Genomic DNA, 14522 nt, shown 5'->3' on the forward strand with positions numbered 1-14522 from the left:
TGGCGACGACGCGCTGCGATTGGTCGAAGACGCCGTTGCCCTGGCCCATGCCGGGGCATTTTGCGTCCTCATGGAAATGGTCCCCGCGGACGCTGCTGCGGCAGTGGACGCAGCAGTGTCGGTGCCGACGATCGGCATCGGCGCCGGTAATGTCACTACGGGCCAGGTTCTGGTCTGGCAGGACATGGCCGGGCTTCGGGGCGGCAGGATGGCCAAGTTCGTCAAGCAGTACGCCGACCTCCGGACCTCACTCAGCGACGCCGCCAAGGCATACGGAGAAGAAGTGCGTTCGGGCCAGTTTCCGGGACCCGAGCACTCCTTCTAGTGGCTACATGTAATGTCGGGCAACAGCCTTCGTCGACGTGAACTTCCTCATTCCCGGCCGGCGCGTGCAGGGCATCACCTTGGGCTACAGCGAAATCGAAAGCTGATACCGGCGCTTGTCTCGCTCGTTGAAGCCGTCGGATTCCCGGTGAATAAAGCTCGTGACCACCTACAAGCTGGAAGACATAAACCAGGCCGTGGACGACCCTTCTATGACGGGAAGTCAAGCCAGGAGTGTCTGGAGTTGGCGGAAGATCTGTCTGGCGATGAAGCGCTTGAGGCAGCGGCGCATTTCCCGTGGGCTCTTTCCTTCCGCGGTGCGTCGCTCGATGTAGGCGCGAGTGGCGGGGTCTGTGAGGCTTCTGGTCCTGGCGACGACGTCCAGTGCGCGGTTGAGCTGCTGGTCACCGTAGCGGTTGAGCCTGTGCCTATTCGTGTTGCCCGAGGATGCCGGGATGGGGCTGGCGCCGGCGAGGGCTGCGAAGGCCGCTTCCGAGCGGACCCTGCCGTGGTGCGAATACGAGGCGAGGATGATCGCCGCGGTCACCGGGCCTACCCCGGAGATGTCCAGGATTCCCGGAGCCATGAGCTGGACATGTTCAGCAAGGGCCCGCTGGTTGTCCTCCAGTTCCGTGCCGAGTGTAATGACGGCGGAGGCGAGGCGCCGCGCCTCGGCCCGTGCAACGGCGGCGGCCGCTCCGTCACCCGGTCTTGCCCGCCAGCCCTGGACCGTCGTGACCTGGGCAGCGGTCAGCGGGGAGCGTGCATCGATTCCCAGATCGAGAGTCCGCAACAGAGCGGTCAGCGCGTTGCGCGCATCGGTACGCCGGGTGTCCATCGAGCGCCGGGCAGCCAGAAGGATTCGCAGTGCGTCCCTGAGGCCCTCGGACCTGGGGCTGACGAGTTCGGTCGTCGCCGTCTTCCCGGGACGGTCCGGCAGGGGCGACGGCGTCGATCGTCGGATTTGCCGTGGGCGCGACGGGATTGCCGCCGGGGCGGCCTGGCCTCGCAGACAACGAAGCACTCAACCTCGAGCAGGCGCGTCAGGCGTGCCCCGTAGGAGCTCGTCCCCTCGACAGCGGCCAGGACGTTCCCCGTCGGGGTGCGGCGCCGGATCCATTCCACCGCCCGGCTCATGCCCGCCCCGGTGGTGGGAAACGTTTCGGTCCCGATTACCGCGCCCGTAGTGGCGGCGAGCATTGAGAATGTGTGGGTCCTGGCGTGCGTGTCCACGCCGACGACGTGTGTGTACTGCTCTGCGACTATGGTCATTTGCTTGCTCCTGTCCGAAATGTCTGATCGGAACCAGCCGGGAGGGATCACACCGAGGCAAATCTCTAACGGGTTACGCAGCACCACCGGGGCGACGCGGACAGCCTTCTATAAAGCCATTGGAGTGGGCCGGCTGCTCCCGGGCCCTCCGGGCGGACAGGTCGTCTATAAGACACCGCAGGGCGGGTCAGATATGAAGGGGGTCACGCCCGGTGGTCCCGGAAGCAGTCTGCCAACCAACCTCGGGCTGGTCACAACCCATTAGAGATATGAAGGCAGGCGCCACCATCAAGCCGGTCTTCGTCCTCTAGGAATGGGCGGTGACGGTCGCGTTCCCTGCCTGCAGCGAAGCAGCCGTTACCGCTTGCCGACTTCACAACATGGGCGATGACGAAAAACGGAAGCCATTGATCATGCAGTAAGCCCCGGACAGCACCATGAACGAGAAGCGAGGAACAAACATCGTTCAAACTAAGGAAGGAAGCCCCGGCCGCACCGTCGGTCTCCAACGGCTCAGCCCGGTCGGGTCGTATGACGTGGAGTTTTGCAGCGACCCGAATTAGGCAGTGACCCGAATTAGCAAGTTGGGCTGCACGTGGGAAAGCCTGCCACTACCGCAGCCGCAATGATGATAACCGACCCTAACAGTGGACGTTTGCGGAGCCGGTAGGGGGATACCCACGGTGGCACCGGGTAAGAAGGAACCGTGCCCAGATCTCGTGTGGTCAGCGGAGAGGCACTGAATTCGTCGCGATAATTGATGATCCGCTGATCACCCAGTGCTTCCTCGCAGCTATCGGCGGATCGTCCGTGTAGTAGCCCACACCGCGTCGGTTGCCTTCCGGCCGACGGAACTTCAAGGGCTTATGAGATGCAAGTTTGGCATTGGTACTTAGACCCTATTCCAGCAATTCGTGCTTGTAGTGGAGCAAAAACTCGTGCCGGTAGTGGAGCCCTATCCAGGGTGATGCTGTAATCTCATCGATGTTGAGAGCAGGCAGGTACGCTGGTGCTTCTTCGGCCCGCGGTGTCGGCTCGGGCACGCCTGGTTGGCACGCCTTCTGGACGGGGCTACTTGGCGGAACCCGGCTTCTGGGCATGGCATTTCTCTTCTCGTTAGTGGCATCGGCTATATGTATGAACGGAAGCGTGTCAGCAGGGCGGACGAAGGTGACCTGGCGACCGGAATACACCAGAAGCTGTTCTGTTAGAACGCTTTGAGGATGTCTTCGACGCGTTGTTTGGCGTCGCCGAAGAGCATCTGGGAGTTGTCGCGGAAGAACAGGGGGTTCTGGACGCCGGCGTAGCCTGCGGCCATGGATCTCTTGAACACGACGACGTTCTCGGCTTCCCATACGCGCAGGACGGGCATGCCGGCGATGGGGCTTCCCGGGTCTTCGGCGGCGGCGGGGTTCACGGTGTCGTTGGCTCCGATAACGAGAACGACCGAGGTATCGCCGAGGTCATCGTTGATTTCGTCCATTTCCAGGACGATGTCGTAGGGGACTTTCGCTTCGGCGAGGAGCACGTTCATGTGTCCGGGCAAGCGTCCGGCGACCGGGTGGATGCCGAACCGTACGTTCACGCCGCGTTCGCGGAGCTGGTGGGCGAGTTCGGCGACGGGGTACTGGGCCTGGGCGACTGCCATGCCGTAGCCGGGGGTAATGACGACGCTGGATGCGTTGGACAGTAGCTCGGCGGTTGCCTGGGCGGTGATTTCGCGGTGTTGGCCGTAGTCGGCGTCCCCTCCCGTCGGGGCGGCGATGCCGAAGCCGCCGGCGATCACGGAGATGAAGGACCGGTTCATGGCCTTGCACATGATGTAGGACAGGTAGGCGCCGGAGGAGCCGACCAGGGCACCGGTGATAATGAGGAGGTCGTTGTTGAGCAGGAAACCCGCGGCTGCTGCGGCCCAGCCGGAGTAGCTGTTGAGCATCGAGACGACGACGGGCATGTCGCCGCCGCCGATGGAAGCCACAAGGTGCCAGCCCAGTGCCAGGGCAAGGGCAGTGACGACAACCAGCAGCCACAACTGGGAGTCATTGACGTACCAGACCGTGAGCGCGACAAATGCGATCAAGGCGCCGAGGTTGATGGCGTTCTTTCCGGGCAACATCAGCGGCGATGACTTCATCCGTGCCGAGAGTTTGAGGAACGCGACGATTGAGCCGGTGAAGGTGACCGCTCCGATGAACACGCCGATGAACACCTCGGCGTGGTGGACGGCCGTCAACGCCCCGGGCAGGTCCGGGGCTTCAAGGTGCCCGTTCCAGCCGACGAGCACTGCCGCGAGGCCAACGAAGCTGTGGAGCAGGGCGATGAGTTCGGGCATGCCCGTCATTTGAACGACGCGGGCGCGCCACAACCCGATGGCGCCGCCCACCAGCACCGCGGCCACGAGCAAGACCAGCCCGGTGAACCCTGCTCCTGTCCCCCAGGCACCCTGGAGGGTCAGCCAGATGGTGGCCGCGAGCGCGATCACCATGCCGGCGATGCCGTACATGACCCCGGCGCGGGCCTTCTCATGCTTGCTCAGCCCGGCAAGGCTGAGGATAAACAGCAGGGCCGCGACAATGTAGGCCGCCCCCGCCATGGATTCTGCGGTCCAGGGACCGGAGACGGTATCAGACACGGTGAGGCTCCTCGTTAATGTTCGTGCTGCTTCGGTGACGGCGCTCATCCGTTGACCCGGTTTCCTCGGGAGAACATCGCGAGCATGCGCCGCGTGACGGCGAAGCCACCGAAGATGTTGATGCTGGCCAGCAGGACCGCAACGGCGGCAAGGGCCTGCATGGGGAGGTTGCCGGAAGTGATCTGCAGCAGCGCCCCGACGACGATGATTCCCGAGATGGCGTTCGTGACCGACATCAGCGGCGTGTGCAGCGCATGATGGACTTTCCCGATGACGTAGAACCCGACCACGACCGAGAGCATCAGCACCGTGAAGTGCTGCGGCAACGGTGCCGGCGCGATCGCGTTGATCACGAAAAGGACCGCGATGCCCGCGGCAACGAGCCCGGCCTTACCGGCCCGGCTGAGCCCCTTCTTCTTCGATGCCTTGCCGGCAGCGGACTCCCCCGCACCCGCGGTGTCAGTCTTCACCGCAGGCGCGGCGGAGACCTGGACCGGCGGCGGCGGCCAGGTCTTCTCACCGTCGCGCACCACCGTCACCGAGCGCTGCACCACATCATCGAAGTCAATCCTCAGCTGCCCGTCCTTCTCCTTGGTCAGGAGCTTGAGCAGGTTCAGCATGTTGGTCCCGTACAGCTGGGACGCTTGTGCCGGCAGCCGGGCCGGGAGGTCGGTGTAGCCCAGGATCACGACGCCGTTGTCCGTTACCACGCGTTCCCCGGCGACCGAGCCTTCCACGTTCCCGCCCTGGCCTGCGGCCATGTCAACGATCACGCTTCCTGGTTTCATGCCGGCCACATCCTCGGCCGTGAGCAGCTTCGGCGCGGGACGTCCCGGGATCAGTGCCGTGGTGATGATGATGTCAACATCTTGGGCCTGTTCGGAGTAAATCTCCGCCGCCCGGGCGTTGTACGCCTCGGACGTGGCCTTGGCGTACCCGTCGGAAGACGTCATGACCTCCTCGACCTCCACCTTGAGGTAGGTTCCGCCGATGGACTTCACCTGGTCAGCCACCTCCGGCCGCGGGTCAGTAGCGCGTACGACCGCACCCAGGCTGCTCGCCGCCCCGATCGCCGCCAGGCCGGCCACCCCGGCCCCCGCAACCAGTACCTTCGCCGGCGGGACCTTGCCAGCGGCGGTCACCTGCCCGGTGAAAAACCATCCAAATTCGTGTGCTGCCTCAATCACGGCCCGGTAACCGGCAATGTTCGCCATCGAACTGAGCACGTCCATCGACTGTGCCCGGGAGATCCGCGGCACCGCGTCCAACGCAAGCGCCGTGATCGGCCGTGCCGCCAAAGCCTCCACCAGCTCCGGCCTCAAGCCCGGGCTCAGCGACCCGATCAGGGTTGCCCCGACGGCCAGACGGCCGATCTCTTCCTCCGTGGGCGCGTTCACCCGCAGCACCACTTCGCTGCCCCATGCCTCGTCCGCGCCCACAATCACGGCACCCGCCGCAGCATACGAGTCGTCCGCGAAGGACGCCGACTCCCCGGCGCCCTTCTCGACCACCACCTCGTAACCCAACTCCAACAACTGTCTGACGGTGACTGGCGTCGCCGCGACCCTTGTCTCTTGGCCTAACTCCGCCACAATCCCGATACGTGTCACGTTTACTCTCTCTCATCCATCCAACATGCCCGGGGCGGATTCCGCTGCCCGGCCAAAACCCGCGTATGTTCATTTCCTCGGAGGCGCTGTCAGCAAGACGGTGACCGCTCCTGTATCTCCTCAACTTGGCCGCCCCTTTGGTCGTCATAAGCCGGAGGCGACAAGGTAAGGCCGGTACGGTGTAATAGCTCCCTGGATTGGAGGAGGGGCGGCCATCGTAGCGCAGCACGTCGTCAGGGGTGCGACCTCGCCGGACCGGAGAGCCTAGTTGCCGGACACGAGGAAGGAAGCCGAAGTCAGGCACCCGTGCCGGCCACATGGTCTCTGCGCAGCTGACCTTGAAACGGCGCCGTTGTCGTTTGTCAATCCCATCCGGACTCCCGTTGATGATCTCCTGGCTGGCAGCGGCCTAGAGGCACTTGGCCTTTCCCTGAGCACCCTGTCAGGGGAACCGTCGAATCCGACCGTCCGTCAGACACTCAGCCGGCTGAATCACCAATCTCAGCAGTCACGACAGATTCCTCGCCTCGACCTGCTCACGTGATCCCTCGATGACTCCGTCTCTTGCCAGGAGTTCAATTTCGTCATTAGTCAGGGAGAGGATTTCCTTGAGGACAAACCAGGTGTCCTCACCGTAGCTGGGGGCGTGCCGATCAAATTTTCCACCTATGTAGGAAGGTGTTCCGCTCAGCCTGCCAGCGAGCTCACGCACGGGCCAGGTGCCGATTTCGGATTGATTCAGGTCCACCAGCCACTCAAGATGCTTTAGCTGCGGATCCGATTCGACTCGGTCTGCAGCCGTTTGGCAGACGCCCGCAGGAACCGACCGGGCCTGGAGTGCAGCCATAAGCTCGAAGCCGTCCCGGCCGGCCGTCGCCGCCTGGATCTCGGCTTCGAGCTCTTCTTGGTGGGCGAGCCGGCTTTCCAGGGTCACGAAGCGAGAGTCTGAGAGCAGATCCTGGCGGCCCAACTCGCCCACGAGCTGCGCCCATTGCGGATTGTCGAAAACCGAGATGGCGATCCACCGGTCGATCCCTGCGGTGCGGAACGCGCCACTGGGCGCCGCCGCCTTGTAGGGAGAACGGTTGCCGATCCTGGCCCATGGTCGTCCGTTGACCACGAAGTCCAAGGTCGCAGTTCCGGAGTGGTAGATTCCTGCCTCGGTTTGGGAAGAGTCGATCCAGCACCCCTCACCCGTCAGCCGCTGGCGGTACACGCCTGCCATCATCGCCATGGCCATCTGATAGGCGCCCACCCAGTCGAGGTAGGAGTACCCGATTCCGGCTGGAGCATAAGGCTCAGGGAGGCCCGACATCTCGGTCAGCCCAGAGAACGCCTGCGCCGTCGGACCGAAGCTCCGCAGGTTGCCAAAGGTCCCCTTCTGCCCGAATCCCGATTGCTGCACATACACGATCCGGGGGTTGATTTCCTTTAGCCGCTCATACCCGAAGCCCATCCGCTCCATGGTGCCTGGAGAGAAGCCCTCAATGATGACGTCCGCCTCGCGGATGAGGTCGGTTAGTATCCGTTTTCCCTCTTCGGATTTCAGATTGAGCCCCAACCCCAACTTACCGGCGTTTATTTCGCCGAAGGCCCCACTGCGGTTGAGGCTTTCTCCGCGCTGGGCAAAGATGGGTCCTGTCGCGGCGTCGCGTTCCGCTTTGCCCCCCGGCGGAACAATCCCGGAACCGAGCCGCATACCGTCGATGCGTGAACTGTGCTCGACCTTGATCACCTCGGCGCCGTGGGCGGCGAAGAAACGTCCGGCACCCGCGCTCGCGAGCATCCAAGCGAGATCGACAACGCGAATTCCGTCCAGGGCAAACGGCTTCCCGTGAGCGCTGAGGGCGCCGGTGCGGCGGGGCGGCCCGGCCGGATGAGCGGAGGGAGTACCCAGCTTCCTCGGCAGCGAAGCACGAAGGCTTGTGCCGTGCTCGTTATGAAGGGGTGCACGCGGACCGGCCTGCCACTGGGTGTTGCTCGCACACCATCGCCCGGTGACCTGGGTGAACGTCTTGCCCAACTCCGGGTATGCGACCTCACTGAAAGTGCTGCGTATTTTCCAGTGCTCGTCCGCCAGGTTCTCTTCAGGCCGGCGGACCGGAGCCCACGTCATTCCCTGTGCTTGGCCTGCTTTCCAGATGTCCCGATCGTACTTATACGCGCCGACCATCCGGTTGATGACATCCTGGAGGTGCTGGGCGTTCGTCGGCTCTGACAGCGCCCCTGGTTCGGCATACTTGGCGTCCGCTATGTCTTCTTCGGAGCCGAATTCCCGCAACACGGCGAGCATCTGCTCTGCTGAGCCGCCGAATCCTTCCAAGTACGTGCGGTAGGCCAGCACCCAGCGTCCGTCCTTGGACCGTGCATTGGGATTGACGGTCGTTGCGGGAAGGCCGTTCTTTCCCACCGGCGCCGCCAACGAATGCCGCGAAGTCTGCCTGGCGTGCTCCTGGCGCGCGTAGATCCAACTCGGGACATCTGTCTCCGTATTCTTGCTCACGGCGTCGTGGACTGCCGTCGCCATGGACTGCCCTTCGCCCGTCTCAAGCCGGTAGTTGAGCGCCGCCAGTAGCTGGATAACGGTGAGATCGCCGGTGATATGGTAACTGTGCCAAAGTTGGGGCGCGATCGGCTGCGTATCGTAATCGCCGAGCGGCGTCCGGTCATATCCACAATTCATCATCACGCCCCCAAGGGCGAGGTGTACGAGGTCGCTGCTGACATAGTCCGCCCACGGACCATCATCACCGAAGGGGCTGATCCTCGCGTAGATAAGGCCGCGGTTGCGCTGGCGGAGGACGTCGCCGCCGATGCCTCGGTCATTCAGGTAACTTCGGTGCCGGGTGTCGATCACTATGTCGGCAGAGTCGCACAGGAGCTTAAACTCCTCGCGGCCCTCCTGACTGTCGAGGTCGATGGAAATGGATTTCTTACCGAGGTTGTAATGCCAGAAATAGAGGCTTCGCTCAGGATCCGGCTGATCCCCGTAGAACGGCCCATAACTGCGTGTCGCTTCGCCCTCGGGCGGTTCTACCTTGATCACTTCAGCGCCGAGGCCCGCCAGGACGCGGCCGCAGAATTCGCCCAGTTCGTCCGCGAGCTCGATCACCCGGACACCCGACAGGAACCCCTTGGCCGCAGGTTCACTGCTGCCTGCTCGTGAATGAGTTTCAGATGGCATCATTGGCTCCGATTCGTCTTCCGGCCACGCCGCGCCTCCAGGCACGATGGTCCAGAATAGTCCCACATGTTCCGTCCACCCTAGGCTAAAGAATCTATTCCTGGCAAACGATGACATTCTTTGGGATTTTGATAAGAAAGAGGAGTTGCGTCTCGCCGAGATGCCCGGATCGCAGCCCATGCCAAGATGGGGGCGTGATCAACCTCGTAAAATTGGAGCACTTCCGCGTGCTCGCACGTACCGGGAACTACGAGCAGGCCTCCCGGAAACTTCACGTCACCCAGCCCACCCTGAGCCGCAGCATCCAGTCGCTGGAACAAAGCCTTGACATGAGGCTGATAGAACGGCAACGGGGCCGAGCGGGCCTGCGCCTGACCATCGGCGGCCAGGAACTGCTGCGCAGGTCAGAGCAATTACTCGAGATAGCCGGGGCCCTCGAAGAAGAACTTACCAACATCAAGCACGCACCTCAGCGAGAGCTTGCCTTTGGCATCGGGCCAATGCTCGCCAGCACAAGCCTCACCGAACCGCTGCTCCAAATCATGGAGGCCTACCCGTCGACAGATGTTTCGGTGGTCATCGATCAGGGCGAGGTGATGAACCAACGCTTGCTAAACGGAAGCATCGAGTTCTATATCGCCCCGTTCCATCGCAATGCCAAGGTTCCCGGCGTCGAACGGCGGCGATTTGGTAGCCGACCGCCCGGCATTCTGGTGCGTCCGGGGCACCCACTGGTAGGGCAGCATTCAATCTCGTCCGAGATGATTAGCCGATACCCCCGCATTTCGGGAACGGCCTGGAATGACCGGCTACTTTACGTCGATGAGGAGCTGGCCAGGCATCTTCACGCCACGGTGGAAATCGACAACTTCGAGCTGCTAGTCCGAACGACCCTCAGGTCAGACGCCGTCCTCATGTTTTCAGCGCGGGACCGGGAGCGGGAACTTGTCCCACTCGATGTCGACTTTGACCTAGCCGAGTCTCCCGAAATAAGTGCCTTCATGCTTGCAGGCCACCCCCTTTCGCCCGCTGCCGCGTTACTCATAGACCTGCTCAAAGCAGCGTATGTCCACCGCAAGGGCGAACCCGACGCGATCTGAGGTTTTAATATACTTTTTTCGTATAAATTTTAGATGAAACATTCATTGGCGGAAATTGGAAGAATCGGCTTAACTTCCAATCAGGCCACCAGAGCACCTTCGGCGGTCACTGAAATCAATACGTGACTCGATGGAGAGGCCCGAATATGACCGACTGGCATGAAATCGACAACCAGCTGACAGACCCAGCCTGGTACGGGAAGGGCGACTCCCACCGGACCTTCAAACTCTTGCGTGACGAGGACCCTGTTCACTGGACCCAGGACGACCGCTACGGCCGTCACTATTGGACGCTGACCAGGCATGAGGACATCAAGAACTATTTGCTGGACGACCAGCTGTATAGCAACCGGATTGACACGCGCATCCCCCGCAGTTCGAAGCGGCGCACGCCCGAGCAGCGCCATCAACTCGGGTTCGACGTGCTCATGACGGCAAACGATAATCCCCTTCACGATCTCTACCGGCGCCCGCTCAACAAGCACTTCAGCGTCCCGGCCGTAGGCCGGCTGAAGTCCCAGATCGACGCCGTTGTCGACGGCATTATCGCAGAGGCGTGTGAACGCGACGAGGTTGACGTGGTGGACAACATCGCCGAGGAGCTCTCTGCTCGTGTGATCCTGACGATGCTCGGTGCGCCTCCGGAAGACTGGGATATGTTACGGGAGGCGACCTCCCAGAAAATGGCTGCTGCCGATCCTCGCTACATCATCGACAACGATCACATCAAGACGTACCAGATTGGCGCGCAGCGTCTCTACGACTACAGCCAGAGGCTCACCCAGGAGCGCCGCAAGGATCCCAAGGACGACCTGGCCACGGTGATCGCACAAATGCAGATCGATGGAGACCCGCTGAGCCCCCATGAGTCGGCCACATACTGTTCACTGATGATCTCCGGGGGTCTCGAGTCGACGCGCAACACGGCCGCCGTCGGACTGTGGGCCTTCATGAACAACCCCGAGCAGCGCACTCTGCTGCTGGAAGATCCCTCCCTGACTAAGTCCACCGTCGAAGAGGTCATCCGCTGGGTCAGCCCGGGCTCGGGCCGGCTGCGGGTCGCCACCCGGGATTTCGAGCTGCACGGAAAGACGATCCGTCAGAATGACTGGATCATCGCCTTCCTGGCCTCGGCCAACCGCGATGAGCGCGTGTTCGAGAACCCGGAGAAGTTCGACATCCGGCGCAATCCGAACCCGCACCTGGGACTAGGAGAGGGCCTGCATATGTGCTTGGGGCGTAACCTGGCCCGCCTTGAGCTGGCCTCATTCTTCCCCAAGTTCCTGCGGGCATTCCCGGACATCGAACTGACGGCCGATCCCGAGTGGATCCCCGACGCCAATGTCACCGGCTTCCGCACGATGCCGGTCCGACTCAACACGCCGGCCCTCGTATAAACGCCAGGGACAGCGGCACCAAAGAAGGAGATTCCGTGCCAACAGTACGATTCACTACCCCGCAGGGCGACGTTAAAGAAATCGGCGCAAGCGACGGCGAGAACCTGATGAAGATCGCCGTCCAGAATGGGCTCCCGGGAATCGAGGGCGAGTGCGGCGGCGAGATGAACTGCGCCACGTGCCACGTGTACATCACTGAGCCCTGGAAGAGCAGGATGAGGTCCGCATCGGTAGACGAGAACGATTTGCTGGAGTTCGATGACAAGGTCTGCGCTGACAGCCGACTCGGCTGCCAGGTAAAGGTAACCGCCGCCCTCGATGGCATGGACGTCGCCATTCCCTGACCCCGGTCAGGGACCTAACAGCAGGAGATGAACGATGGCGGTCTACTACGACACGCTGATTGTCGGCACCGGCCACGCCGGAACCCAGCTCGCCGTATCGCTGCACAATGGCGGCTACACAGGTACGGTCGGGCTCGTCGGGAGTGAGACGGAATTGCCCTACGAGCGGCCCCCGCTGTCCAAGGGATACATGTCCGGCGAGCAGGACGACGACGAAATCCTGATCCGGAGCCAGTCTTTTTGGGACGAATCCGGCATCGACCTTCGGCTCGGAGAGGAAGTGACGGAGGTCGACGCCGGATCCTCCACCACAACCACCCGCGGCGGGGAGCACATCGGTTTTGGAACACTTGTCTGGGCTGCAGGCGGCACGGCTCGCCGTATCCCGGTTCCCGGCAGCAACCTGCGTGGCGTACGGAGCCTGCGGACCATTGCCGATGCCCGGCTGCTGCGTCATTCGGCCAATTCGGTCAGGCGCCTAGCCGTGATCGGGGGCGGCTACATCGGGTTGGAGGCCGCAGCCAAGTTCACCGAACTGGGCGTCCAAGTCACGGTCGTCGAGGCACTCCCCCGGCTCCTGGCCCGGGTGACCGGACAGGAGATCTCGGACTACATCGCACAACTGCACGAGAACCACGGCGTACGGATCATCCTCAACTCGGGAGTGGAGGAGATCACCGGCTCCAAAGGTCACGTCACGGGGGTGCGACTGGCCTCCGGCGAACATGTCCCCGCAGACCTCGTGCTGGTGGGCATCGGACTGATCCCATCCTGCCGAACACTTCAGGAAGCGGGCGCCGCGGTTGACAACGGCATCGTCACCGACGCGTTCTGCCACAGCACGCTGCCGAATATCTACGCGATCGGCGATTGCGCGAACACTCCGTCAAAATACGCACAAACAGGACGCGTCCGCCTGGAATCCGTGCAGAATGCGACCGATCAGGCAAAAACCGTCGCTGCGGCCATCCTAGGCGATGCCCGTCCCTACACCGCTCCCCCCTGGTTCTGGTCACACCAGTACGACACCAAGATCCAGACCGCCGGTCTCCAAACCGGGCATGAAACGACCATCATCCGGGGAAACCCGGCCGAATCGCGCTTCAGCGTCATCTATCTCAAAGAGAATGAGGTCCTCGCGGTCGACGCCGTCAACATGATGCGCGACTATGTGCAAGGACGAAACCTGGTGGAACGCGGGGCCCGGATCGATGCAAACCTGGCGAAGGATCCGGACGTTCCTCTCAAAGACACCGTAGTGAACACTGCCCACTCCGCGGTGATCCCGGCATGACTGCAGCCACGCACGGGTCCGACCAAACAGCGATCCTCGCGTCCGCGCCCGGCACACTGCGATGGGCGATCAAAAGAAGCTTCCGCGGATATATCTCGGCGCTGGAAGACGGCTCCGAGGCCGGAATCGGCGTCACTTTGACAGAGGACGAGTACGAGTTTCCGGGCGACTCCATTCACATCGCACCGGATGGTCGGCGCATCTTCGTGAAGTTCCAGGGTGCGGTCGCCTTCGACGGCTACGGTGGCCTGCTGGCGATAACATTCGCACAGCCCTGGCTCGAGCTCGACGGGGACCGCGTCACGCTGACGGTTGAAGACGCGCTGACCGGCGGCGTCCGGCACGCCATAGCCCGGTTCACCTTGGCCCCTGCGCTCCTCGACGCGCCGACGGGGGTCGTCCGCTGGAACAACTGCTCGCCCGAGCTCACCTTCGAGGGGGTGCGGTTCTTCGGAGACACCTACCGTGTCGGCGCGCCGCTGGATCACCTCAGCTTCTACCTGACGACCGCTCCCCCGGCATGACCTCGACGACCTCACCCGACTACAGCAAGGACGTACCATGACAGAACGGAACGGCCCCTCCTACCCCGAGCTCGACGGTAAAGTCGCTGTCATCACCGGGGCAGCACGCGGCATGGGGGCGCGCTTCGCCGAAGGCCTTGCCGTGCGGGGCGTCGCAGTGATCGCCGGCGATATCAACGCCGAGGCCATGGAGGCGACAGCTGCGGCCATCGAGTCCTCCACCGGGGGACGGGTCATCGGCTGCCGCCTTGACGTGACCCAACCGGAAGACCACACACGGCTGGCCGAGCGCGCCGTCGAACAGTTTGGCCGGCTCGACTACTGGGTGAACAACGCCGGCGTCTTCCCGCAGGCACCGATCCTCGACATTACCCCCGATCAATTGCATGCCACCTTTTCAGTCAATGTCGACGGCGTACTCTTCGGGGCGCAGGCAGCGGCCCGAAGCATCGGTACCGGTGGCGGGTCGGTTGTGAACATGGCCTCGCTGGCTGCTTTCCGCGTCAGGCCTGCACGGGGCGCATACGGAACCTCGAAGGCCGCCGTGACGCACCTGACCAAATTCCTCGCCCGCGAGCTCGGCAGCACGGGCATCCGCTTCAACGCCATCGCGCCAGGATTCGTCGAAACCGAGATGACCCGGTGGCTCCACGACGATCCGGCCGCCCTCACCGCTGCCCTCGACACCGTCCCGCTCGGCCGGATGGGCACCACCGACGACATCCTGGGTGCTCTCCTTTTCCTCCTGTCCGACAGCTCGAGCTATATCACGGGAACAACACTCACCGTCGACGGCGGATCCAGCACCCACTCGTGACTGCGCGCCCGCAACCATCCAACG

At 62.9% G+C, this 14522-nt stretch carries 10 protein-coding genes and 1 pseudogene; 7 read left to right on the forward strand and 4 right to left on the reverse strand.

All coding sequences use genetic code 11. The features are described from left to right. The coding region (locus tag HNP00_RS21840; protein WP_184741816.1) for a 3-methyl-2-oxobutanoate hydroxymethyltransferase at positions 1 to 325 on the forward strand (325 nt) is incomplete at its 5' end. A gap of 222 nt (positions 326 to 547) precedes the next feature. On the opposite strand, the pseudogene HNP00_RS21845 reads toward HNP00_RS21840, so the two are convergent. From HNP00_RS21845 to HNP00_RS21860, 4 genes and pseudogenes are all read right to left on the reverse strand, one after another. After that, positions 548 to 1596 (reverse strand): annotated as a pseudogene (locus tag HNP00_RS21845) (IS110 family transposase). 1207 nt (positions 1597 to 2803) lie between these two features. Next, positions 2804 to 4189, reverse strand: coding sequence for a Re/Si-specific NAD(P)(+) transhydrogenase subunit beta (pntB, locus tag HNP00_RS21850; RefSeq protein ID WP_184741863.1), 1386 nt, complete (start codon positions 4187 to 4189; stop codon positions 2804 to 2806). Between the two features lie 83 nt (positions 4190 to 4272). Further along, on the reverse strand, positions 4273 to 5838 hold the full coding sequence (locus HNP00_RS21855) for a Re/Si-specific NAD(P)(+) transhydrogenase subunit alpha (RefSeq protein WP_184741817.1): 1566 nt from the start codon (positions 5836 to 5838) through the stop codon (positions 4273 to 4275). A gap of 508 nt (positions 5839 to 6346) precedes the next feature. Next, on the reverse strand, positions 6347 to 9022 hold the full coding sequence (locus tag HNP00_RS21860; protein ID WP_184741818.1) for a CoA transferase: 2676 nt from the start codon (positions 9020 to 9022) through the stop codon (positions 6347 to 6349). Between the two features lie 194 nt (positions 9023 to 9216). On the opposite strand from HNP00_RS21860, the gene HNP00_RS21865 reads away from it, so the two are divergent. The 6 genes from HNP00_RS21865 (at position 9217) to HNP00_RS21890 (ending at position 14498) form a co-directional block, all read left to right on the forward strand. Further along, positions 9217 to 10122: a LysR family transcriptional regulator gene (locus HNP00_RS21865; RefSeq protein WP_184741819.1), complete on the forward strand. Its 906-nt coding sequence runs from the start codon at positions 9217 to 9219 to the stop codon at positions 10120 to 10122. 146 nt (positions 10123 to 10268) lie between these two features. Continuing rightward, on the forward strand, positions 10269 to 11519 hold the full coding sequence (locus HNP00_RS21870; protein ID WP_184741820.1) for a cytochrome P450: 1251 nt from the start codon (positions 10269 to 10271) through the stop codon (positions 11517 to 11519). 35 nt (positions 11520 to 11554) lie between these two features. Further along, positions 11555 to 11863 carry a 2Fe-2S iron-sulfur cluster-binding protein gene (locus HNP00_RS21875; protein ID WP_184741821.1) on the forward strand — a complete coding sequence of 103 codons (309 nt, stop codon included), beginning with the start codon at positions 11555 to 11557 and terminating at the stop codon, positions 11861 to 11863. Between the two features lie 34 nt (positions 11864 to 11897). Next, positions 11898 to 13157 (forward strand): NAD(P)/FAD-dependent oxidoreductase, encoded by a 1260-nt coding sequence (locus HNP00_RS21880; protein WP_184741822.1) that lies wholly within the window; start codon positions 11898 to 11900, stop codon positions 13155 to 13157. Then, positions 13154 to 13681, forward strand: coding sequence for an HtaA domain-containing protein (locus tag HNP00_RS21885; RefSeq protein WP_184741823.1), 528 nt, complete (start codon positions 13154 to 13156; stop codon positions 13679 to 13681). The genes HNP00_RS21880 and HNP00_RS21885 overlap by 4 nt, the downstream gene beginning before the upstream one ends. A gap of 37 nt (positions 13682 to 13718) precedes the next feature. Further along, positions 13719 to 14498: an SDR family NAD(P)-dependent oxidoreductase gene (locus tag HNP00_RS21890; RefSeq protein WP_184741824.1), complete on the forward strand. Its 780-nt coding sequence runs from the start codon at positions 13719 to 13721 to the stop codon at positions 14496 to 14498. The last annotated feature ends 24 nt before the right edge of the window (positions 14499 to 14522 follow it).

The organism is Arthrobacter sp. AZCC_0090 (genome assembly GCF_014207375.1).
Lineage (GTDB): Bacteria > Actinomycetota > Actinomycetes > Actinomycetales > Micrococcaceae > Arthrobacter.